General features: G+C 33.1%; 18 protein-coding genes. 3 read left to right on the plus strand and 15 right to left on the minus strand.

The genetic code is table 11. The annotated features are described in order from the left end of the window. Positions 1–567: 567 nt before the first annotated feature. The 14 genes from CLU97_RS16395 to CLU97_RS16470 form a co-directional block, all read right to left on the minus strand. Positions 568–1,974, minus strand: coding sequence for a recombinase family protein (locus tag CLU97_RS16395; protein WP_121488880.1), 1,407 nt, complete (start codon positions 1,972–1,974; stop codon positions 568–570). Between the two features lie 3 nt (positions 1,975–1,977). Further along, complete coding sequence (locus tag CLU97_RS16400) at positions 1,978–2,886, minus strand: ParB/RepB/Spo0J family partition protein (protein WP_147436501.1); 909 nt, start codon at positions 2,884–2,886, stop codon at positions 1,978–1,980. Between the two features lie 213 nt (positions 2,887–3,099). Beyond that, the gene (locus tag CLU97_RS16405) at positions 3,100–4,401 is read right to left on the minus strand and encodes a BT4734/BF3469 family protein (RefSeq protein WP_121488882.1); all 1,302 of its coding nucleotides are present in this window, start codon (positions 4,399–4,401) and stop codon (positions 3,100–3,102) included. Between the two features lie 197 nt (positions 4,402–4,598). Continuing rightward, positions 4,599–5,459 (minus strand): ParB N-terminal domain-containing protein, encoded by an 861-nt coding sequence (locus CLU97_RS16410; RefSeq protein WP_121488883.1) that lies wholly within the window; start codon positions 5,457–5,459, stop codon positions 4,599–4,601. 127 nt (positions 5,460–5,586) lie between these two features. Further along, positions 5,587–6,237, minus strand: coding sequence for a DUF5131 family protein (locus tag CLU97_RS16415; protein ID WP_228437753.1), 651 nt, complete (start codon positions 6,235–6,237; stop codon positions 5,587–5,589). A 127-nt stretch (positions 6,238–6,364) separates the two neighbouring features. Continuing rightward, the gene (locus CLU97_RS16420; protein ID WP_183084595.1) at positions 6,365–6,685 is read right to left on the minus strand and encodes a helix-turn-helix domain-containing protein; all 321 of its coding nucleotides are present in this window, start codon (positions 6,683–6,685) and stop codon (positions 6,365–6,367) included. 118 nt (positions 6,686–6,803) lie between these two features. Next, a complete protein-coding gene (locus tag CLU97_RS16425; RefSeq protein WP_121488885.1) occupies positions 6,804–7,307 on the minus strand; it encodes a hypothetical protein in 504 nt (167 codons plus the stop codon). Further along, positions 7,307–8,770, minus strand: a complete 1,464-nt coding sequence (locus CLU97_RS16430; protein WP_183084596.1) for a tyrosine-type recombinase/integrase — start codon at positions 8,768–8,770, stop codon at positions 7,307–7,309. The genes CLU97_RS16425 and CLU97_RS16430 overlap by 1 nt, the downstream gene beginning before the upstream one ends. Before the next feature lie 420 nt (positions 8,771–9,190). Beyond that, the gene (locus CLU97_RS16435) at positions 9,191–10,171 is read right to left on the minus strand and encodes a helix-turn-helix domain-containing protein (protein WP_121488887.1); all 981 of its coding nucleotides are present in this window, start codon (positions 10,169–10,171) and stop codon (positions 9,191–9,193) included. Positions 10,172–10,299: 128 nt separating this feature from the next. Further along, a complete protein-coding gene (locus CLU97_RS16440) occupies positions 10,300–10,674 on the minus strand; it encodes a helix-turn-helix domain-containing protein (protein WP_121488888.1) in 375 nt (124 codons plus the stop codon). Positions 10,675–10,788: 114 nt separating this feature from the next. Next, positions 10,789–11,229, minus strand: a complete 441-nt coding sequence (locus CLU97_RS16445; protein WP_121488889.1) for a helix-turn-helix domain-containing protein — start codon at positions 11,227–11,229, stop codon at positions 10,789–10,791. Between the two features lie 182 nt (positions 11,230–11,411). Continuing rightward, entirely contained in the window at positions 11,412–12,953 is a 1,542-nt protein-coding gene (locus CLU97_RS16450; RefSeq protein ID WP_121488890.1) for an RCC1 domain-containing protein, read from the minus strand. Between the two features lie 685 nt (positions 12,954–13,638). Continuing rightward, on the minus strand, positions 13,639–13,959 hold the full coding sequence (locus tag CLU97_RS16460; protein WP_121488892.1) for a helix-turn-helix domain-containing protein: 321 nt from the start codon (positions 13,957–13,959) through the stop codon (positions 13,639–13,641). Between the two features lie 339 nt (positions 13,960–14,298). Further along, a complete protein-coding gene (locus CLU97_RS16470) occupies positions 14,299–16,047 on the minus strand; it encodes a fibrinogen-like YCDxxxxGGGW domain-containing protein (RefSeq protein WP_121488894.1) in 1,749 nt (582 codons plus the stop codon). A 636-nt stretch (positions 16,048–16,683) separates the two neighbouring features. On the opposite strand from CLU97_RS16470, the gene CLU97_RS16475 reads away from it, so the two are divergent. The 3 genes from CLU97_RS16475 (at position 16,684) to CLU97_RS16485 (ending at position 19,382) form a co-directional block, all read left to right on the plus strand. Continuing rightward, positions 16,684–17,679, plus strand: a complete 996-nt coding sequence (locus CLU97_RS16475; protein ID WP_121488895.1) for a helix-turn-helix domain-containing protein — start codon at positions 16,684–16,686, stop codon at positions 17,677–17,679. Positions 17,680–17,950: 271 nt separating this feature from the next. Next, positions 17,951–18,709, plus strand: coding sequence for a sterol desaturase family protein (locus tag CLU97_RS16480; RefSeq protein ID WP_228437754.1), 759 nt, complete (start codon positions 17,951–17,953; stop codon positions 18,707–18,709). A 238-nt stretch (positions 18,710–18,947) separates the two neighbouring features. Then, the gene (locus CLU97_RS16485) at positions 18,948–19,382 is read left to right on the plus strand and encodes a transposase (RefSeq protein ID WP_121488896.1); all 435 of its coding nucleotides are present in this window, start codon (positions 18,948–18,950) and stop codon (positions 19,380–19,382) included. Positions 19,383–19,450: 68 nt separating this feature from the next. Here the strand turns inward: CLU97_RS16485 and katG are convergent, their stop codons facing one another. Beyond that, positions 19,451–21,730, minus strand: coding sequence for a catalase/peroxidase HPI (gene katG, locus CLU97_RS16490; protein ID WP_121488897.1), 2,280 nt, complete (start codon positions 21,728–21,730; stop codon positions 19,451–19,453). Positions 21,731–21,990 lie beyond the last annotated feature (260 nt).

Below are 21,990 nucleotides of genomic sequence, written 5' to 3' on the forward strand. Positions count from 1 at the left end.
ATACTATAACTTTGATCACTCCACGAAAATGATTTGAGATATTTGATAATTCACTTTTCAAATAATTAAGAAACAGGCAATCTATTATGGTTGCCTGTTTTATTTTTACTGCTGAATGTAAGTTATTTTTGCCCATTAGATAGTACTATGTAGTTTAATTCAAATAAACAATCATCCGTATTACACCATAGCTCGGTAAAACACCCTTAAAAACAGCTCCTGTACCATAGATTCCAGAACTGGAAACCAACTCTGGGTAATGCAGGAAACAGTCATACCATCCATTATAAAAAAACTGCTACAAACACCATGAACAGAGGGGCTGACAAAAAACCTCGAAGATAATACCATAGTACTATACATATTTACTAATTATCTTTATACTATTATTAATCTCTTATAAATAAACTTTTAGGGTTCTCAAAAGCCAGTTTTCACTTTCAAATTTGGGATTCAAATCCTGAGAATACTCTAAAAATAATGATTCTGTTTCTGTTTTCATAGTAGGAAACCAATTCTGAGTAGTGCAAAATGAATCATGTATTGTCCAAAGTGGCATATAAGAATTTAAAATCCAAAGCCATCAATAAATGTATATTTATTTTTATACCATGGTTTAGTATTTCTAAGCTGTTGGATTAAATTTCCTATATCTTTTTCTAAATTTTGTGTTTCAATTTTAGTTTTGTGGTATAGTGGGCTATTTTCAGATAAAATAAGAAAATTTGTTGAGGTAAAATCTTTTGTTGAAAATATAAAAAATTCATTTGCTCTTTTTTTAGAATCTGTTAATACACTAATCCCTAAAACATTATCACAGTTCCTCGCTTTTTCAGAAATCAAAAAACACCAATATGAATTAATCTCGTTTTCAAGTTTAACACTGAATAGAATAGGAAGCTCTGAAACTAGCTCATCAGCTTCAAATTCCGTTGCTTCCTTACTTAAAAGCCATTTTCGTATGTCATTATTGATATTTTTCCTTGCTTTTTTAATAGCATTAATCCCTTTCCGCCAATTACTAGGAAACATCCAATAAATTCTTTCTTGTGCTTTTTTAAAAATATCTTTATCTATAGTTGATTCAAAAGCATCGGGTACAATTACCCATTCTGAACGTGGATTTTTGTATGATTTTTGTTTTAATCGTCCCCATGTTTTATTATATATACGAGTACCAATATAAGTTTCATCGACCAGTATCTTTATAATTTTTGATTTGTCCCACTGTTTGTTATTTGATGAAAATATTCTTCTTTGATTTAGATATGATGCAATTTCTGATATAGTCAATCTATTGTTTACAAATAAATCAAATATTTTTCTGACAGTTTCCGTTGTATCGTCATTTTTAGGTACAAAGGAAACACGCTCATTGGCAATTTGTTTATGTTCCCCAGCAGTCAGAATACGAATAGGCTTTTTATTTACATCAAGTAACTTTCTTGCCATTCCGTAAACTGCCATACCTCCTGCTGAATAACCCTGCTCGGAAACTTTTACACAACCGTAAAATACTTTCTCACTTAATTGACGACTGTATTCAGCCGCCATATAACGTTGGATAGAAATTTCTAAACTTGAAAATAGCTGATTGCTAACATCAACAAATCCTCTTGAAACATACACTACCTCTTTACCATGTTTCTTACATAAATACACATAATGTCCCGCTTGGTCTTGGTCTTGAAATCGTCCCCATCGTGAAACATCATAAACTAACACATACTCAAAATATGGGGCGTTAAAATTTTTAATCCAATTATCAAAAAGCCTTTCAAATCCAGGACGATTTGCAAGTAGCCCACTTACCCCCTCATCAATTTCTTCGTGTATTATTACAATATTATTTTCAAGAGCAAACCGTTCAACATGACTACGTTGAATTGCTACTGAGTTTTCTTGTTTATCTTCAGCAGAATGTCGATAATAAGCAACCGCACTTTTAGAGGTCTGTTGAGCAATATTGAACATAGATTATACAAAAGCTTCCAAAAGTCTGCTCAAGTCTCCAAGTAATCCACTTTCTTTATCTGTCAGTTGAACATTCTGATTCTTCTTTGAGCCTAATTCTTTTATTAACATCTTAATTTGACTTGAAAACCCTGACAATTGACACCTTTCAGATAGTTCAGAAACAGTATTCAATGGCTCTGTTAAAAAGATTAATATTTCTTCTTCGTGAAGCGATGCATTGTAAAAAATCTTAGCAAGGTCTTTAAATTCAGAAGCTCTATACATTACATTATCACTAATTTTTCTAAATAATATTTTCACAATATCATCAATTTCATATTGCTTAATCTTTCTCAACTTGGGGAGCATTTGCATAAAAGCAATACGCTGATATTCTTTCATATTATATTCAGACATTAACTCTAAATATTCCATTCTCATATCTCTTAATTCTGTAAAATGAAACAAATGCACCTGTGATATACCCAGTAAATCAGCTATTTCTTTTTTGGTAGCATCCTTATATTCTATTTTTATTTTATGAATAGCATTTGCTTTTTCCATTGGTTTCCAACTCCTGCGATTGTTTTGCATTTCAAATCTGCGAGCTTCAAATTCGCCATCACTCATTTTAGGGTATACACGACAAGGAACCGTTTTAAGTTCTAATTCTTTTGCACATGCAAATCTTCTATGTCCATCCATTATTAAAAAACGTCCTTTTTCAATTTCGCTTACTTTGATTGGGTCTTCAATGCCGTAATGAGAAATTGATTTCATAAGACGGTTATAATCACCGCCAACACCTAATCCAAATGCCTTACGGGGTTGATTTGGGTCTCCCTCGATAACATCAACTGATAACTCCATAAACACTGCGGGTCTTGGTCTAAACGAATCTATAAGACTTTTTATATCATTTTCACTCATAATTTCATATTTAATTATTTTTAATAAAATCAATTATTTAAATTTACTCTCAATTATGTAAAACCTGATATTATTTTTCTTTTAATAAAACATTACGATAACATTACTTGTATCATTTCCTGTCTTTCGTGTAATATTTGGAACATACCCCAAATCAAGGTATCTGTTTTAAATCATATTTCATTAGTGCATCCAAATCTTTCAATAGAGGATTCATTTCGATAAACTTTTGAAACAATCTTTTTTAGTTACCGCCATTTGTACTTGTTCTTCATCAAAGTCCTGTAAAATCTCTGTTTTTAATTTGGTATAATAAGTCTGAACCGTTTTTGGGTCTTTGATAGCTACTTTTGCCAATTTCTTTATTGTCATTTTTCCATATAAATCAATGTCCCAGTTTTTCATTATTTTCAAAAGTTCAAATTGAGTTTTGTTTGTTCTGTCCTTATGAATCTGTTTTATATTTAATCTTCTTTTGTCTGTGAGTGTTAGGTTCTTAGAATTATCATATAAAAATCTTCTTTCAGCATTTGGAATAGGCTCAACATCATTTAAGTTTTGATAAATCTTTGCTACTGTTGTTTCAATTTCACTGTTTTCAAGGGGCGGACTCATTTTGCCGTAATTAATTGCGTACAGATATTTCAGTATCAAATCTTTGGATGCTGTTTTATTCAAAGCAATTAACTGATATGCTATGCTTTTCAGGATATTTTCTCTTTCTCCTTCAATAATTTTTCTAAATGGCACATATATTAATGAATATTTAAGTTTGTTATCTCTACCAAAATCATACAAACCATTTTCATCAAAAACAATATCATAGTGTTGCAGTAACTCATCTAAATTATTAAATCTTAATTTGTACCCAATATAATCATACCCTATAGAAATAGTTTTTATAATAGTATTATATTGGGTACTTTTTTCTGTATCTACTGTCAAACTATCCTGCACAAGTTCTACTGACTGCATAGGTATCATTTCCGCAATAGGAAATACCTCTACATTATCATTATAGTACGCATTCGGGTCGTATGACAATACTGTCAATCTGTCAATTGATACTGCTCGTTTATCATAAGGTATATCCAGCAACTTTGCAATCTCTTCAGTAGCGGTTTTGAAGTTATCAGGTGTCAGTCCGTCTACTTTTACTACTAAACTCAGTCCAGTATCGGATAAACTTCTCCAATAGGCACATACATACGCTTTATTTAGCTCTAAATCCTGCTCAGTCATGCCATCTACATCTATATACAGGTATCCTGTAGGTGTAGATACATTCTTACCTATGATATAGCCGTTAGAGAAGCTAAAATTAATAGTTACCGCAGGAAGTTTGCTTATCTTGATTGCTGCGTACTCCTCGGAACCCCGTTCTAAAGTTCGGGCATACTGCACCAGATCCAAATGTTCAGTTGGCGGGGATTTGATAAATTCAACGACTTCTCCGATATTTTGGAATGAGCCAGTAATTGTACGATTGATACAATGTGATATTTTGTTAATCATAATTTAATTGTTATAAAAATGACATAGCAAGGGCCGTACAAAGCTTTTTTGCAATGTCTCTAGGGTTTTGTTGTAAAAAATATTTTAGTTGATTTTTGGGTACTTATAGGACTGTATGGTATGCGTACGCAGAGAGGTGCGGTATAGTAGTAAAAAGATTCAGCCTTCCGAGAACCTTGTACACTTGTGTATAACCTTTAGTCCTCCATAATGAAAATAGCGCAATTCAAGCTTGGTTGTTGAGATATAAAATCATTCAACTTATCTTGATCCTTAGCCATAATCAGATATTCAACCTTGTTTTCCTTTAAAAGATGCTTACCCTCGTATATATCTTTGACATATTGTGGCTTTTTTGCTTCGGATTGAATTTGCTCAGATTCTTTTCGTGTTTTAGTTTCCATCTTAACATCTGTTTTTACTTCAATACTCGCATTTTTCTTCAAATATTTCCGAACATGAAGATCCGCAGAAGCAATACTTAAATTTCCTTTAAGCATTTGTTGCATAATAACAGTTAAACCACTTTTCATTACTGCTTTAAATCTTGCTGTTGTTGTTCTGCCAACGCCCGCCAGTTTGGCTATTTCCAAAATAGTATCAACATTATCAACTACATTCTCACCTCTGCCTCCTCTGGAAAGATTTTCTTTTGCTTTTTTTACAATAGTTTCTTCATGTAAACAGGCAAGTCGTAATTTCTCCGCAATTGTAAGATTTCTTCTCTGACATTGGTTTTTAACCATCCAAAATCGTATATCTTCCAGACTTCCAAAGTTTTCTTTGATTTTTTTAGTTGGAATATTCGTCAATTCCAATTCCATACAGATTTTTAATCTTCTGTTTCCATCAATGACTAAGTTGATTCCTTCTTCAGTGGTATAATATAAAATAGGGTCATTCAATCCATTTTTCTTAATATCATTTTTTAACTGTTTATATACATCTTCTTCCATTATTGGAAAGTAATCTTGTAGTTCCCAAATGGTAGTCAAATTTTCGTGTTGATAGATAATGTAATATTCATTATCAAATAATTGTATTGTTTTTGGTGTCATATATCTGTATTTTTTAAAGTTTCAGTAGGATTATCAAGATAAAGTTTACGATCGAGCATACAGCCTCCTTTTGCATGGTAGGGGTGATGCTTGTTTATTGTTGGATCTTCGGAATCAGGATTAAACTTCACACTCCCCCACTGTTTGAAGAAAAAAGGAACATTTTGATCTTCACATTTTTTTTGATTTTGAGTACCCATTCTTTTTCCATAGGTCGTATGTTGACCGATCCACTTTCACCACCAACAATTACCCAGTCTATTCCTGTTAAATCAAGGTCTGGAAGTTCCTCAATCAATGGCTCGACAGATAAAAACTTGTGTTTTGCCCCACATTGTCTTAATCGCTCTATTTTTCTCACACTTGCTACACTACCTACAGAAACACCCATCCAAATATTGTCAGTCCAATTTAATTCGGGAGATAATTTTAATAACTCAACATCCCTCTTAGTAAGCACCTGATAAGTATGTAGAGGGGTTTTATTCATCACCTCAAATATTTGCTTCAGAAAATCTATATTACATTCCTTATGAAAAAGATCCGACATACTGTTTACAAATACCATACTTGGTTCTTTCCATTTATATGGCTCATTCAATTCACTTAGATGTTCAACGAAAACATCAAAACCAGCACTGTACTTTTCCTGTCCCATCGCTTGTAATCTTTTGGACATAGTTTTAGCATAGCAATTATCACATTCTTTCGAGAAAATGGTACACCCTGTTGTTGGATTCCATGTTTTAGATGTCCATTCTATTGTTGATTTACTCATATTTTTTTTGAAATGACACAAAGAAATACCCACACAGTACTCAAACTATGTCTTGATTAATATTAAAAAGTGTGGATTTATTAAATAGATCGGGATTGTCTAGAATTCCCCGAGTGAGATTAGCTAACTAAGAAGCCAATCCTAATTTTGCTTGAATTTCATTGCGGGTATAGTACACTCTACCACCGAAATTAATAGGAACCAATACCCCGCTTTTTGACCAATTGTTTAATGTTCCCAGCGAAACGCCAAAATATTCTGCTGTTTCGTCTCTTGTCATTAACTCTTTACCGCCTGGATGATACATTTCTGCCAGTTTACACTCAAATTGATTTAATCTACTATCAATTAAATCCTCGATTTTTTTGAAAAATTCTTTAAAATAGTCCATTTTACTTGTATTTAATACTGCAAAACTAGAAACCACATAAAAGAAAAACAAAAGCATTAAAATCATTTTAATCCTTTCGTAACGATAACTCTTACAAAAAATCAAATCTGAATCTATCAGCAAGTTTCAGGGAAAAGTTAAAAGTAGTTAAAACCGAAAAATATCGGAAAAGCACCTAAAAATCAATCAGCCAATTCCAGATAACGTTTTGAACCTCGGAAGGCTCTCTAACAATGAAGCTCTGATGAAAGCCAAGCCACCATAAATGCATCAAACGGTCTGGAATTAAATTAGTGTTATCATTTTCTGCCTTGTATTTTTCCCGAAGTTCAGGTATTTTAACATCCAGTGTCTTGATTGTTTCCAGCAGTTGCCATATTGAACTGTATGTATCGTGACCTAACTCTTTCTGCATTTCCGTAGCTGTGACACCCTGGTCAATCACATACAGGTATACTCCACCCAGCCAAATACGAAAAGGGAGCTTACTCCCTCTCATTTTGGTTAATCCTTTCAGATACAAGGTTGCTTTACAGCTTCTGTTTTTACACTCAAAACAGGCTTTTTTTCGCAGCCAATAAAAACCTCGAGTATCATTGCATTCACATCTCAATCCACGCTCTAAAACAAGCTCTTTCAGCCGTTCAGCACACTCGCTTTCACTGGGAAGATTCAGCATTAAGAAATATTTTTGTTGATATTAATGATTTCTGCCAACTGCTCTATGTTTCCACTCTCATAAAGTTCCTGCATCTTTAGCATTCTTTCGTGTAAGTCCTGAATCTGCTTTGCCTGTAAATCAACTCTTTGAAGTTTTTCGTTTCGGGCTTTGATGCTCTCCTGTCTTATCTGCTCGTGTTCAAAGGTCGGTTTAAAGTACGTTTTGAAAACAGATTCATCCGTATGCCCTGTATACTGCCATATTTCAAGTAAATCCCAGCCTTCCATATATCGGTTGGTACAAAAACTCCTACGAGAATCATGAAAGGCTATTTTATCTGCAAAGTTTATCGTTTCAAACACTACTCCCTCATTGGTTGGACGTTCACGAGTAACTATCTTTTCATTGAAATAAGGCACAGCTCTAAACAGTTCTTTCAGGTACTCATTGGTATTCTGGTTGGATATGGCTATACTCTTGATGTCGTCATTATACTTACTCAGGATATCTCCCGCATAGCCAAAAAACGAGAAACGGACTGTCTTATAACTATCTACTCCTGAACCTTTTTTTAACAGAATACTGACTGTTTTACTGCTGTGGTCAATATGTCCGCTCTCAATACGGGTAATATCTCCGAATCTAAGTGAAGTATGACAACCCAGAACAAACATATCCCGAACTCTCTCTAATCTCGGAGCATCGGAAAAATCATGTTCGTACAGTATTTTGATTTCAGGCTCTGTCAGCACCGAATGAAACGTTGGCGGTACTTTGACTTTGTATTCATCCTGCATATAGCTTCTGTTATCCGTATAGCCTTTTTCAAAAGCTCTTTTCTGTATCTGTGACAGTCTTTTGATTCGGGTTTTCAGCGTATTTAATGATTTTACTCTTTCCGTATCAAGCAACCAGTTCTGAAACTCCAGGCATTGCAACTCATCAAATTTATCGATATCCAGAAAGATATTGTTTTCATTTGCAAAATCTTTTAAATCCTGATACATCACACTGAAAGATGATACATAACTTCTATGCAGAGGTTTTTGACCCGATGTAACAGCACGTGTAATTTTAAGTTCCGTTACTCTCATGAACTCCTGGAACACATCATCAAAAGATTTCTTGCTTTTCTGTACAGTAGTAAGGTGCTTTCCTGACAGTGCATTATCTATAATCGTTTTTAACTCGTCCTTTGTTGGCAGACGCTTGTAATGCTCATTGAAATTTTTATGGGAGTCCACTATGGACGTTTTGAATTTAGCCAGTTTTTGGTTAATTTCTCTTTTATCTCCGCCAGAAGTAACCGTTTTAGAATCGGTATCCCAACTGCTCGGAGCAACTTTCAGACCTGTTGAAAAATCTACTTTCAAATCTTTAAACGAATACCGCCCCATGATTCGGGAGATTTCTTTTTTAGGTTCTGCTAATCTGTAATTAACACTCCCTGTTTCGTTGTTATATCTTTTTGTTTTTGCCATATGCAAATATACGAATTTAGTCACCATTTTAGTCACCCTAATTTTTAAACTTATCTAAATTCATTTGAATTCAATAACACAAAAACTCCTTTTTAACAATGTTTTAAACAAATAACCAAATACAATAAAGTGAAAATAAGTATAAAATGTTATATCCTGTGGGTCTACAACCAAACAAATTAACCATCTAATTGTTAGATGGTTAATTTGTTTTCAGTCAACTATGAGAGGACAAATCCAAAAAGAATAAATGCATTTTAAGCATTCTACCTCATCAGAGGAATTATTCCATTGATGAGCAGCTAAGCCAACTACCAAAAGGTATATCGCTTCAGGTTTAGTGGATGCGGGAGACTTAAGTTATGATAAAAAATTACAACAGTAGTTTTTTAATTTTATAAAAAGCTCATGGAATAGAAATCATACTCTGCTTCTTCGTTTGATGTCTTTAATGAATTCGTTTGGAGTCATTCCTTCCAGCTCTTTAAAGATACGGTTGAATGATGCCTGATGGCTGAAACCAGCTTCTGTGTAAATGTGTTTTATAGTGTATTTTTTTTGATGATTGTTCATGAAATCTTTTTTTATCTGCTCGATGCGGTAATAATTTAAAAGACCTTTAAAACCTTTTTCATTTTTGATATTAATAGCTCTGGAAATATAAGAGGTATTTGTATGTAGGGCTTTGGCAAGGGATTGAATGTTAAAATCAGATGCCTTATAAGGTTTTGATTTTTCAAAATATTCAATGATTTCCTGATACAGCAGATGATACTTTTTATTTTCATGAAAATTTTCTTCGGTATCAATATTCTCTTTTGGTTTATTATCGTTGCTTACTATATTATTTTCAAGTAAAGAGGGAGTAACTTGATTTTCAAGCTTTGAGAATAAATTAAAATAATAAATAATGAGTAAAGATTGTGGAATAATAAAAAAAAGAGGGCTTAATTTTAAAAATAAATCGGCTTTTTCGGTTAACTTAACAGTTAAATTTAATTTTGAAAAATCTGAAATAAAAGGGGTTGAAATAATGACTGCAATTAAAAGCAGAAAAATACTGGAAAATACTTTGTAGTTATATATTCTGTATATAATAATCAAAATAGGAATATACCATAAATAACTATTGTATGACCATAAAAATAAAACAAAAGGATATTGCCCTAGCGAAAATACTATTAGTCCTATTTTAAGAGTTGCTTTAAAGTTAAAGTTAAAATTGGAGATGATGAATAAAGAATAACTGATAACTAAAATGAATATAACGCAATACATCATTTCTAAATATGCCTTTGTATAGTAAAAAAAGGCTGTGTAAAAAATAAGAATGCTTATTATAAATGCTATGATATATGTGATAAATTTTTTTTGTTTTGATATTAGATAAATATTACTCATAATACTATTTGAAATAATAAGTAACTTTTATTGGATTTTACATCAGTGAAATTTTAAAATATCATTCTACTCAAATGGTGGATAAATATTATTCACAATGAAGGTTGGTTTATAATGCATTTTTATCTCTATCTCTTAACTTTTGGATAGATATTGCCTTCATAATATGTACTCGTAAATAATTTCTTCCATTTCGCAACAGTATTTCTGCTTAATTTAAAATGCTGTGCTAATTGGGTATTATTTAATTTATTTTTCTTTTGATAATCTAAAATTTCAAAAATACAAGATTGGTCATAGGACCGAAGAGTTTGATTAAAATGTGCAGTCTCTTTATCAGAGTTTTCAGAAATTAACTCGTTAAGTTTGATAATATCTAAAATAGAAAGTTCTTCTTTTTTTAGTATTGATTTACTTATATCTTTCTTTTCCGGGAATTTTTCAAGAATAATATCCCTGTAAATATTCTTATAGTTTGGCTGATCTCTTTTTTTCTTATTCATCGTTCTGGCTGATTTCTAAGGTTGAAATTGTGTTTTAATAAAATAAAAAAATCATTTGTGTTTTCAAAATCCAGATACAGTATGAAATACACCAAAATTATGTTGTATTATTCTTTAGGCCTGATTTTTACTGTATTTACTAAGCCATTTATACAGTGTAGTTTTAGGAATATTATATTCTTCAATTACCTGAGTTTTGGTTTTCGCACCGCTAGCTATAATTTCAAGAACATAATCTATAACTTCCTTGGAGTAAATATTTTTCCGAAACTGAGGTAATATTGTTGCTTTTGCCGGAGAGTCAGCCTTACCAGCCGCTGCTTGCGGAGCATATAGAATCAGGTGTTGGGAATACAGCCTGAAAAAATCATACTCAAGCAGTTTGCTCCACCGTAATATAATTTCTGAGTCCAAACTTTTGGAAAGAAACATTTCTTTTATATCTTTTTCTGTGCAGTGTAAAAAATTACAGATACGGGAAGTCTGTATTTGTAATTCTTCGGTTCTTTCTTTTATTAATGACCCTAAATGAATATTTTTAAAGTGATTACTCATATCCGCTGAATTGTTGTGACAAAGTGATATTGATAAATAATAGAATTTTCCGATGGGAATATCTTTAGAATAATATCTGTTTTAAAAATCTTCAGCCCAAGTAAAGGTTATATAATAAACTTATGAAAAATAACACATTGATTAACCTGGGCTGAAAATAAATTTAAAGACTTGTAATTTTCCTAATAGGTCACATTTGCCGGGCTGTTGATAGGATAGGTAACAGAGCCGCCTAAAGAGTTATAATATCCAATTCCAGAACCATATACCTTAGAACCGCCCTGCGTTGTTGCCGACCCGGAAATGATCAGCGAAGTATAATTTCCTAACGCGACCTCACCATAAGTATATGTGGTAGGAACAATAGTACCTATAGTCATTTTGGTAAATGATGAACGGTTATTATTATCACCTACTCCTAGTACACTAATTCCGTTAGCTTGTCCTGTTGCATATATATTAAGCTTGGTAGAAACAACAGCTGCATTTTGTTCTATTGCTAAATCCATGATAGGATCTGTTCCATCCGTAAGTTTACCTGAAATGGTAATTTCTGTTGGAGAAAAGTTATTACTGGATCCCAATCCGATAGCCCCGGCAAGATTATATCCAAACCCATACAGTTTGTCTTTGCTGGTTAAGGCAAGGCCCTGATAGCCATCAACTACACAACGGATGATTTTTTCACCTGCCAATAAATTGAAATTAGCCGATACATCTGTTGGAGTCGCAATATCACCATTTAAAGTAGCTGAAGCCAGATTTCTCAGTGTACTGTTACTATTTCCCCAAACATATAACTTACCATCGGAAGTTATGGCTACTCCCTGTCCAAAGTTTTCAGAACCATTAAAATCAACTACGGTTACCCCTGTGGTAGTTTTCAGGTTTTTGAAAAAAGGCAATACGGTAAATGCGGTTGTATTTCCGGTATTGGTTCCTAAACCGGTTCTGTAATTGGCATTTTGTCCTGCTGCATACAATAAACCATCATCTCCCAGTACAAGCGTATGTGAATTCCCGAAAGTTCTTACCCGTACAGCTTTAACTCCTGCAGGTAAAGGTACTTTGGAAACCATCGATACAGGATTGTATGGATAAGCACCATTGACAATTGAAAGCGGATCAAGCCCAAGAGATCCATAAGGATTGTATCCCCAGGCCCAAAGCTCTCCATTTTTTAGAACAGCCAAACCATTTGCGTAGCCCGCAGAAATATCCACTGCTGGTCTTGCTAAAAGAATACTGGGTTTATAAGGACCGTCTGCTTTTGCTAATGACCTAAGAGTTGAGTATCCCATTCCGTATACATAACTGTCTTCCCGACTGATAAAAAGGTTGTCAAAGTACAGATCACCTGCCGCAATTTTTAAGGCTGTAATAGGTACACCCGTATTGCCGCCACCTAAAATCTGATTGACTACAGACGATACACCGGCTTTGTCTAATAAGCAATCTGTCCAAGTTGCATCTCTCTTTAATTTTAAACATTTAGCCGTATTATCATAGACTACCGTAGCTTCTACCGGGGTTGTACTGGTTGGTGTTAAAGTAATTGATGCAGAGTCCACGATCGGCATTACCACTCCCATTTGTTTTGCAGAGTTAGTGTTTTTCATATGAAAAATCCCTTGTGGATCTGTGGTGTTTATACCCACCTGAGATTTTAGGCCTACAACACCGCCTAATAATAATGCTGGAAAAAAGAATTTTCTTACATTCATAATTTTTGTGTTTTTAAATTGATTTTAATTTATATATGACAGTTTTGTCTATTTTTTGGGAGTGATAGAATTACCCGACAAAGTTATGGGGCACAAAAATAATTTTCACCACCTATTTTTCGTAGTGACTAATAATCATTACAACCAATTGATTATCAATGTTTTTTAATAATATTTTTTACCAGTGTTTTGTTTTATGTTTTATTTTATATGGATTTTGTTTTATTGAGTACCTGATATAACTTATGTTTTTAAGCTTTTTATTTAACAGAATAGGGTATACATCTTCTGTTATCACCAAAATACTCACCTTATTATCTTCCCCATTTAAAATTTCCAAAACAATAGTAGCTACGGTATTTCCGGTTATAAAAAAATCAGTTAAAATCAAAAACAGTACTCTCAAAATCAAATCTTAACTCGCTGTCTATAGTTTCTATATAATCTGAAAAAATATTCAGTATACATTCAGCATCAAAATAGATTCCTAGTCAATTAAACACTTACAGTCCCTGTGGGTTTACACCAAACAAAATAACCATCTAATAATTAGATGGTTATTTTGTTTTAGTCAATTAGTTTCTTTTTTAAGATTCTACTTACCCCAGAATTGCTTACTTAATAATAAGAGAATTAAGCCTATATGATTAATTTTGGTCATCGTAAGATATAATTACAAATAAAATTATTCCTTTACAAAAAAGGATTTCTTCCATTTAGTAATTGTATTACGACTTAATTTAAAATGCATTGCAGTTTGTATATTATTTAGTTTATTTTTCTTCTGATAACTAAGAATCTCCAAGACCGTTTTTTTATCATATGATCTCAATTTTTGATTCGTGATTTCGTTATCTGTTTCAAATAAAAGTTTATTTAAAGTAATAACATCAAGAATGCTCATATATTCTTTATTTAAGATATTGCCACATAGCTCAATTTTACTTGGATATTTAGCAAGTACCATATCTGTATACATCTTTTTATAATTTGGTCCTTTTATCATAATTTATATATTTAATTTTCTAAAACTTAATTCTTCCAAACCGTTTTACCGTTTTTACATTTTCTACAATCTCATTACTGAAATAGATAATGAGATATTTTTTCATCCCTATCCAATTTGAACTCAAATAATAAGTCCATACATCCGCAGGGTAATGATTAAATTCACTGCCAAATTCCAATAATATCTCTTTTTTGTATAACCCTATTAAATTTTGAAACTCTTTCACCTTCATATTCTTGATATTTTTAAACTCTCAGTTTCGGAGAAAATAAAGCCCGGCTAAAATTACCGGGCTTATTATATTTGAATGTGTAGTAATAGATTTGAAAATAAGATTTACTTCACATACCATTGTATATACCTCCCCTCTCCGCTATTAAAAGAGTGTGGTCTCAAACTACCTGAAGCACAAGTTACTGTACTAAAACTATTATCATCAGTAGTACACTTTCCAAAATGATGGTTCCCCTGAACTTCACCAAAATATCCGAACATATTGTTAAAGGTATTTGCGTTTATAGAAGTACCGTCGGGTGCAACTATCATCCCGGAGATACGTCCTCCTGCATCCCAGTGAGAAGTATAGCCACTATTAATGTAAGGGCACGATCTTCCTGCAGTAGCAACATTATTATAAGTAGCATTATTGGTACGGCCATCATAAACATATCCAAAAATCTTACCCGTAGTAGGAACATATGGATGCTCACAAGTTGATGAGTTATTAACGATATAATCATACCCGGATGTTGGCTTTGCATTGAAAAAGTTATTATTACCCCAGCTATCATTCATATTGGTTGGGCTATTGGTAATCTGAACCCTATAATCACCTAAAGTAGCGCTTTTGGAATTCTGCATTGCTGTAAGAGGTATTCTGTAGCTGGCATAATTCATTACTCCTGCTAAAGCTGTAACAACATTTTGCGGTGAGTTGGTAAATAAGGCAGCTCCTGTAGAATTCCCGGAAATATCCATAGAATTGGCAGCACCATAAATTCCGCCACCTGTATAAGCTGTCTTTTCAGAAAATGACCAAAGCAGGGTGTAACCACCATGAGTCATATCGCAATAGGTTTTAATAGGGGTAGCATCTGAAGAACCGGTTTTGATCCAATACTCCCCATCTGTTCTTTTACCAAGATTGTAAATATCCAAACATCTGTCTGCCGGATCTGCGAAAGTACCTTTGGTAGTATCAAATGTTACAGAAAATGTACAGCTTTGTGAATTGGCACCATTAGTTGTAAAAGTATAAGTAAATACACCCGCACTTGTTGGAGTTCCGGAACCATGCAGGGTAATTGAAGTGCTTCCAGTGGTGATGGTTTCTGTATCTGTGAAATTAACTCCGTTATTAGATGAACTAATAATAGTTACCTGACCTCCTGTATCTACATTAGACAAAGGTATTGTAACCGTATTGGTAGCATAATCCAAAACAGTTTGTGCATTATAGGTTCCGTTTACAGTTGCACTCCCACAGGTAATACCATAACTGATCTGTGAACCGTTTACCGCTACAGTTACCGATGTACATGAAGTATCAATAATTCCATCATATTCAAAAGATACAGTATCTGTCTGAGGGCCTGCACTAGGAGCTCCGGAGCCAGCTAATGAAATGGTAAAGGTTCCCGCATTCGGAAATACTCCTGACTTTTCAAAATAATATCCGTTGGTTGTTTTTGCAATGATATGGTAGGTTCCGGCTGTTGTAACTGTAACCGGCATTGTGATATAATTACTAACGTTAAGGGAAGTACCTTGAGTATACGTTCCAAAAACCTTTATTTTACTACAGTCTACAGTATAAACAGCCGGCTTGTATGTTCCACAGAGGCTTAGCCATGTTGCATTAGCCGCCTGATAATAATTATAACATTTTTCATCAGTATTGTAGATTGTCAAACCATCTTCTGTACTTGCCAAACCAGTGATAGCGTTTCTTTCCGCAGATGTTAAACGGGTTAGTAAAGTTCCTGTATTTTTATTTTTAGAAACAACTTCAAATGCAGATTTACTATTTGGATTACTTGTATTAATTCCCACTTGAGCATGCGCTTGAAAGGGAACTATCATCATTATGAAAATGAGTAATATATATTTTTCATTTTTTGTTTTTTTTATTTTAATTAATTTGTTACTGTCCGAAGAATAGACTATTAAATACTATTTTCTTAGTATAAGGAGGAGGTCTTGATAATGACATTTTTGTTCTTGTCAAATGAATTTTGCATTTTATTTATAATGTATTTTACTATTAAGATTTAGTTGATAAAACAAAATTTAGAAATCTATGATCAGGGGGATTTTCTTACATGCAGAATCTATAATCGTCATTATTTATTTCCAGATATAATGTCATCTCTTAGACCCAAGCAAACAAATTGAAACAATCACATTAAAATAAATGAAAAAGTGATTATATTCAAATTATTTAAATGTAACCTTAAATTAATCTTAATAAAATCCAAGTAAATAAATTATTTAGCTAAAATAATTTTCAAAATAATTTTTAATGTTTATATCTTTGCAATACAATTTTTCAAACACAGTTTTTTTTCGAAAGACATATACAGGTGCAAATGTAGGCTGAAAAACAAATCAAATAAATACAATATAAATCAAAAACCCTAAAATAACTTAAATTACACAAAGCATTAATATTCAGCAAACTACAAAAATCATTTAGTAGTAAATAACTTTCAAAATAACAAAATGACTGCAAAAAAAAATATAATTGATAATATTGACAGATTGAAAAGAGAATTATTAGATAAATATGTATTGTTAATGATAACCCTATTAATTATCTATGCTTCCATTTTCTATTTATATTTGTATAACAAAACAGTTATCATATATTTAGTAAGTGGAATATGCTTTCTATCTTACGGGTATATTATTGTAAGAAAAAGATATTCAATAAAATCAATTGTACATACATATTTAATAACAGCTCCTTTATATAATCTTTATATTATACTTTTTTTTTGGAAGAGTTCTGTTGCCAGTTTATGTTGGCTCATACCCATACCTTTAGGATCCCATATCTTCTTTCAAAAAAAACAAACAATAATTTATACCGGATATTTAATATTCTTAGTCATCATCATTTATCTTATTGCTGAAAATTTCTCTTTTAATTTTCAACAATATTCACAGTCACAGATCCTTATTACAGATATTTTACTTTTTGTATCCAATATTCTGATAGTATGTCTATTAGTATATTATAAGGATTTGATTAGAAAACAGGAAATAAAATTAGAACTGGAAGGAAATAAAATAAACATCTCACCTTACAAAGCAAAGAAAAGGGAAAAGCATCTGATAAACAACGATATAGATAGTGATTTTTTGGAAAATATTTTCAATAAAATTGATGAAAGCATGGAAAAAAACTCGTTCTTCAAGGATAGCAAATTTAACCTTTCTTCATTAAGTGCTGCCTTACATATTAATCATCATTATATTTCAAAAGCAATTCACAATAAAGGATATTCTAATTTTAACAGCTATATCAACAACTACAGAGTTAATCACATTAAAAAATTATTAGACGAAGTTGACTTACAAAAGACAACATTGATGTATATTTATACTGAAGCAGGGTTTTCTAATCAACCCACATTTAATCGTGTCTTTAAACAAATTGAAGGCATTACACCTTCTGATTATATTCAAAAGAAGATCAATGAAATCGGAAAATAATTACTACTCACTACAGACATACCATAAATCATTACCAACAACTTATGTAAACCACTCATATACAGATTGATAAAAATTAAATGATTTTACTGAATTTGATTGATATGTATATTTTCTGATTTATCTGAGAGCATAACTTTGCAAGGAGAAATAAATTAATTTCTGGTAGTAAATCTGTAAACTATTAGCATTTTCAGATTTATTATTATATTTTTTCGGAAAGAGCTATATTGAGTATCAGCTCTTTCCGTTTTCACCAATGAAATAAGATATGAATCCAAAGGAAATAATTAATGCATATTCAACTTCTATTTTTGAATACTTTTTTATAGCAGGTGCCTTCTATATAATCTGCTATAAGATATTCAGTAATGCGTTAAAAGAGTCTAAGATTCAAAATAAAAATTTAAATAGTCGTGATATCAGGAGAGAGATTGCCAATTCACTACTCTCTACATTTATTATGTCATTAATAATTGTTACTGTTATTACTACTGATTTGGTAAAATATACCAAATGGTATACAGATATCCATCAACATTCATTATGGTGGATACCGGTAGCTTTTATAATAAGTTTAGTAATTCATGATACTTATTTTTATTGGCTGCACAGGTTGCTTCATATAAAAAGTATCTTTAAATATGCACATCTAACCCACCATAAATCAACAAACCCAACCCCATTTGCATCCTATTCTTTCCATTTCCTGGAGGCCATTGGAGAAGCTCTTATTGTACCCATAATCATAATTCTACTCCCATTTCATCCGATAAGTTTATTACTATTTCTTGTCTCGTCTTTAATTATCAATGCATATGGGCATTTAGGTTATGAAATTGCTCCAAAGTGGTTTAGAAATTCTTTTCTATTTAATATCATAACCACATCCACTTATCATAATCTGCATCATTCTAAATTTAAAGGAAACTATGGGTTATATTTTAGATTTTGGGATAAAATGCTGGGTACAGAATATGAAAACTATGAAAACGTTTACAATGAAATTCAAAACAAAAGATTTCAATGAATATAACTACAGAAATTGTATTCAATATAAAAAAAGGATGGAAACTATAAGAGAATAATTAGATAAACGATTCTAAAAACACAATTCTATTCTGGTAAAGATTCTCATTTCTCAGATATGCAATTCTATCTTTATTATTTCTTCGGTGCAGGGTCCTTCCCTCAAAAATTAATCAAAAAACCTGCATCGGAGACAAAATATAAACACAACTATTTACATTTTATCGTATCAAGTCGTAATGGAATATAAAAATATTAATATCGGTGAATTAATAAAAAAAAGGGTTCAATATTTAGGTATTAATTCAGACCGGATATGTTCTTTCATGAAAATAAATGAAAAAGAAATCGAAGAGATGTATCATCATAACAATATAGATACTGATGTACTTTTAAAATGGAGTAAGTTACTTGAATATGATTTTTTCAGGCTGTATAGCCAGCACTTAATTCTGTATGCTCCTCAAACCGCGGTAAAAAAACAGACCTTAAAAGAAGGACTTCCTCAATTTCGCAAAAATATATACACCAAAGAATTAATAGATTTTATTTTAGACTTGATAAAAAGTGAAAAAAAAACAAAAACTGAAATTATAGTTGAATATCGCATTCCAAAAACAACTCTATACAAATGGATTGCGAAAGACGGTATGCTTAATAATGATATTAATTGATACTGCATTTTAAATGTAAACAAAAAAGACAGCATCTCTGCTGTCTTTTCCATTTTTCATTTTATTTATTAAACCAGATCAAACCTGTCAAGATTCATCACTTTTGTCCATGCTGCTGCAAAGTCATTTACAAATTTACTCTGCGCATCAGCACTTCCGTAAACCTCAGCAATTGCTCTTAATTCAGAATTGGATCCGAAAACAAGATCAGCACGCGTTGCTGTCCATTTTGGCTGACCAGTTGAACGGTCAGTTCCTATGTATAATTCCTTATCATCAGACATCGCTTTCCATTGCGTTCCCATATCCAAAAGGTTCACAAAGAAATCATTCGTAAGCGCTCCCGGGCGGCTTGTGAATACTCCATGTTTAGAACCGTCAAAATTGGTATCTAGAGCACGCATTCCCCCTATCAATACTGTCAGTTCAGGGGCAGTAAGCGTTAACAACTGCGCTTTATCAATCAGTAAAGATTCTGTAGAAACCGTGTATTTTCTTTTCAGATAATTACGGAATCCATCAGCAGCGGGTTCCAGGTATCCCATAGATTCTACGTCTGTCTGCTCCTGAGAAGCATCCATTCTTCCTGGTGCAAAAGGAACTTGCACTTCCTGACCAGCATTTCTTGCCGCTACTTCTACCGCAGCATTCCCTGCTAATACAATTAAGTCTGCTAATGATATTTTTTTACCTCCGCTCTGGGAATCGTTGAATTCTTTTTGAATTCCTTCCAGTACTCCCAATACTTTGTTCAATTGTGAAGGATTGTTCACTTGCCAGTTTCTTTGAGGTTCCAGCCTGATTCTGGCTCCGTTGGCACCACCGCGTTTATCACTTCCTCTGAAAGTAGAAGCAGAAGCCCACGCTGTAGAAATCAGTTCAGTATTGCTTAATCCTGAGTTTAAAACTTTTGATTTTAATGTTTCTATGTCATTATTGTCAACCAATTCATGGTTCACTTCTGGAATAGGATCCTGCCATATCAATTCTTCCTGAGGCACATCCGGTCCCAAATAACGGGCACGCGGTCCCATATCTCTGTGCGTTAATTTAAACCAAGCTCTTGAAAAAGCATCGGCAAACGCATCAGGATTTTCATAAAAATGTCTTGAAATTTTTTCGTAAACAGGATCCAGTCTTAACGAAAGATCTGTTGTAAGCATTGTCGGTTTATGCTTTTTAGAAGAATCGAATGCATCAGGGATAATATCTGCACCGTCTTTTGCTACCCATTGGTGAGCTCCGGCAGGGCTTTTTGTTAATTCCCATTCATTTTCGAAAAGATTTTTAAAGAAATAATTACTCCATTGAGTCGGAGTTTCTGTCCAGGTTACTTCTAAACCACTGGAAATAGCATCTCTTCCGCTTCCTGATTTATATGTACTCGCCCATCCAAGTCCCTGTTGTTCAATTCCCGCACCTTCAGGCTCTTTGCCTACATGATCGGCAGGTCCTGCACCATGGGTTTTTCCGAAAGTATGTCCTCCGGCAATCAAGGCAACGGTTTCTTCATCATTCATCGCCATACGACCGAAAGTATCACGAATATCTTTAGCCGCAGCAATGGGATCCGGATTTCCGTCCGGACCTTCAGGATTTACATAGATAAGCCCCATCTGTACGGCTGCCAATGGATTTTCAAGATTTCTTGAATGAATATCCCCATCTGCATTATCATCTGTAGGGAGTACTGCTGAATGTCCTTCCGGTACTCCTTCCGAACCGTGAGCATAACGTAAATCACCTCCCAGCCATGTTTTTTCTGATCCCCAATATACATCGGAGTCCGGTTCCCAAACGTCTGCACGTCCTCCCGCAAATCCGAATGTTTTGAAGCCCATAGATTCAAGGGCAATGTTCCCGGTAAGAATCAAAAGGTCTGCCCATGAAATGTTTCTGCCATATTTTTGTTTGATTGGCCACAATAATCTTCTTGCTTTATCAAGGCTTACGTTATCCGGCCAGCTGTTCAATGGCGCAAAACGCTGCTGCCCGGCTCCTGCTCCGCCTCTTCCGTCACCTACACGGTATGTTCCCGCGCTGTGCCACGCCATACGGATAAACAAAGGGCCATAATGACCAAAATCTGCCGGCCACCAATCCTGTGAATCTGTCATTAATGCATGAAGGTCTCTTTTTACAGCTTCCAGATCAAGGCTTTCAAATGCTTTTGCGTAATCAAAATCTTTATCCATAGGATCAGAAAGGGAAGAATGCTGGCGCAGAAGATCTACTCTAAGCTGATCTGGCCACCAATCTGCATTCTGGGTACCGCCACCTGCTACATTCTTCTTCATTGTTCCGTTATGAAACGGGCATTTACTGATGTCATTCAAATCTTTTTCCATTGTCGTTTATTTTATTTTTTATATTGATTAATACAGTTTAAATTCTCTGTTGTAATAACAAGACAAACCTACAACGTTTGATCGATAAATACAATCTATTAATTTTTATTTCAACGATAGTTAAAAACTATAAATAAATATTTTTAACAGCATAAGAAATTGGATAAAATTGAGGTATTAAGTTAGTCATTTTTCAGATTAACTTCAATAAAAACAGCAGTATACCACGCAATTTAGAATTACTCAACGTAAGAATTTGA

The sequence above is a fragment of the Chryseobacterium sp. 7 genome, assembly GCF_003663845.1.
Taxonomy (GTDB): Bacteria; Bacteroidota; Bacteroidia; order Flavobacteriales; family Weeksellaceae; genus Chryseobacterium.

Bases quoted from the DNA above. Each gene is read 5' to 3' on its own strand.
- katG (WP_121488897.1), bottom strand. From the start codon at position 21,730: ATGGAAAAAGATTTGAATGACATCAGTAAATGCCCGTTTCATAACGGA.
- CLU97_RS16425 (WP_121488885.1), bottom strand. From the start codon at position 7,307: ATGCTGAATCTTCCCAGTGAAAGCGAGTGTGCTGAACGGCTGAAAGAG.
- CLU97_RS16460 (WP_121488892.1), bottom strand. From the start codon at position 13,959: ATGATAAAAGGACCAAATTATAAAAAGATGTATACAGATATGGTACTT.
- CLU97_RS16395 (WP_121488880.1), bottom strand. From the start codon at position 1,974: ATGTTCAATATTGCTCAACAGACCTCTAAAAGTGCGGTTGCTTATTAT.
- CLU97_RS16415 (WP_228437753.1), bottom strand. From the start codon at position 6,237: ATGAGTAAATCAACAATAGAATGGACATCTAAAACATGGAATCCAACA.
- CLU97_RS16410 (WP_121488883.1), bottom strand. From the start codon at position 5,459: ATGACACCAAAAACAATACAATTATTTGATAATGAATATTACATTATC.
- CLU97_RS16485 (WP_121488896.1), top strand. From the start codon at position 18,948: ATGGAATATAAAAATATTAATATCGGTGAATTAATAAAAAAAAGGGTT.
- CLU97_RS16445 (WP_121488889.1), bottom strand. From the start codon at position 11,229: ATGAGTAATCACTTTAAAAATATTCATTTAGGGTCATTAATAAAAGAA.
- CLU97_RS16420 (WP_183084595.1), bottom strand. From the start codon at position 6,685: ATGCTTTTGTTTTTCTTTTATGTGGTTTCTAGTTTTGCAGTATTAAAT.
- CLU97_RS16480 (WP_228437754.1), top strand. From the start codon at position 17,951: ATGAATCCAAAGGAAATAATTAATGCATATTCAACTTCTATTTTTGAA.
- CLU97_RS16400 (WP_147436501.1), bottom strand. From the start codon at position 2,886: ATGAGTGAAAATGATATAAAAAGTCTTATAGATTCGTTTAGACCAAGA.
- CLU97_RS16405 (WP_121488882.1), bottom strand. From the start codon at position 4,401: ATGATTAACAAAATATCACATTGTATCAATCGTACAATTACTGGCTCA.
- CLU97_RS16450 (WP_121488890.1), bottom strand. From the start codon at position 12,953: ATGAATGTAAGAAAATTCTTTTTTCCAGCATTATTATTAGGCGGTGTT.
- CLU97_RS16475 (WP_121488895.1), top strand. From the start codon at position 16,684: ATGACTGCAAAAAAAAATATAATTGATAATATTGACAGATTGAAAAGA.
- CLU97_RS16430 (WP_183084596.1), bottom strand. From the start codon at position 8,770: ATGGCAAAAACAAAAAGATATAACAACGAAACAGGGAGTGTTAATTAC.
- CLU97_RS16440 (WP_121488888.1), bottom strand. From the start codon at position 10,674: ATGAATAAGAAAAAAAGAGATCAGCCAAACTATAAGAATATTTACAGG.
- CLU97_RS16435 (WP_121488887.1), bottom strand. From the start codon at position 10,171: ATGAGTAATATTTATCTAATATCAAAACAAAAAAAATTTATCACATAT.
- CLU97_RS16470 (WP_121488894.1), bottom strand. From the start codon at position 16,047: ATGATGATAGTTCCCTTTCAAGCGCATGCTCAAGTGGGAATTAATACA.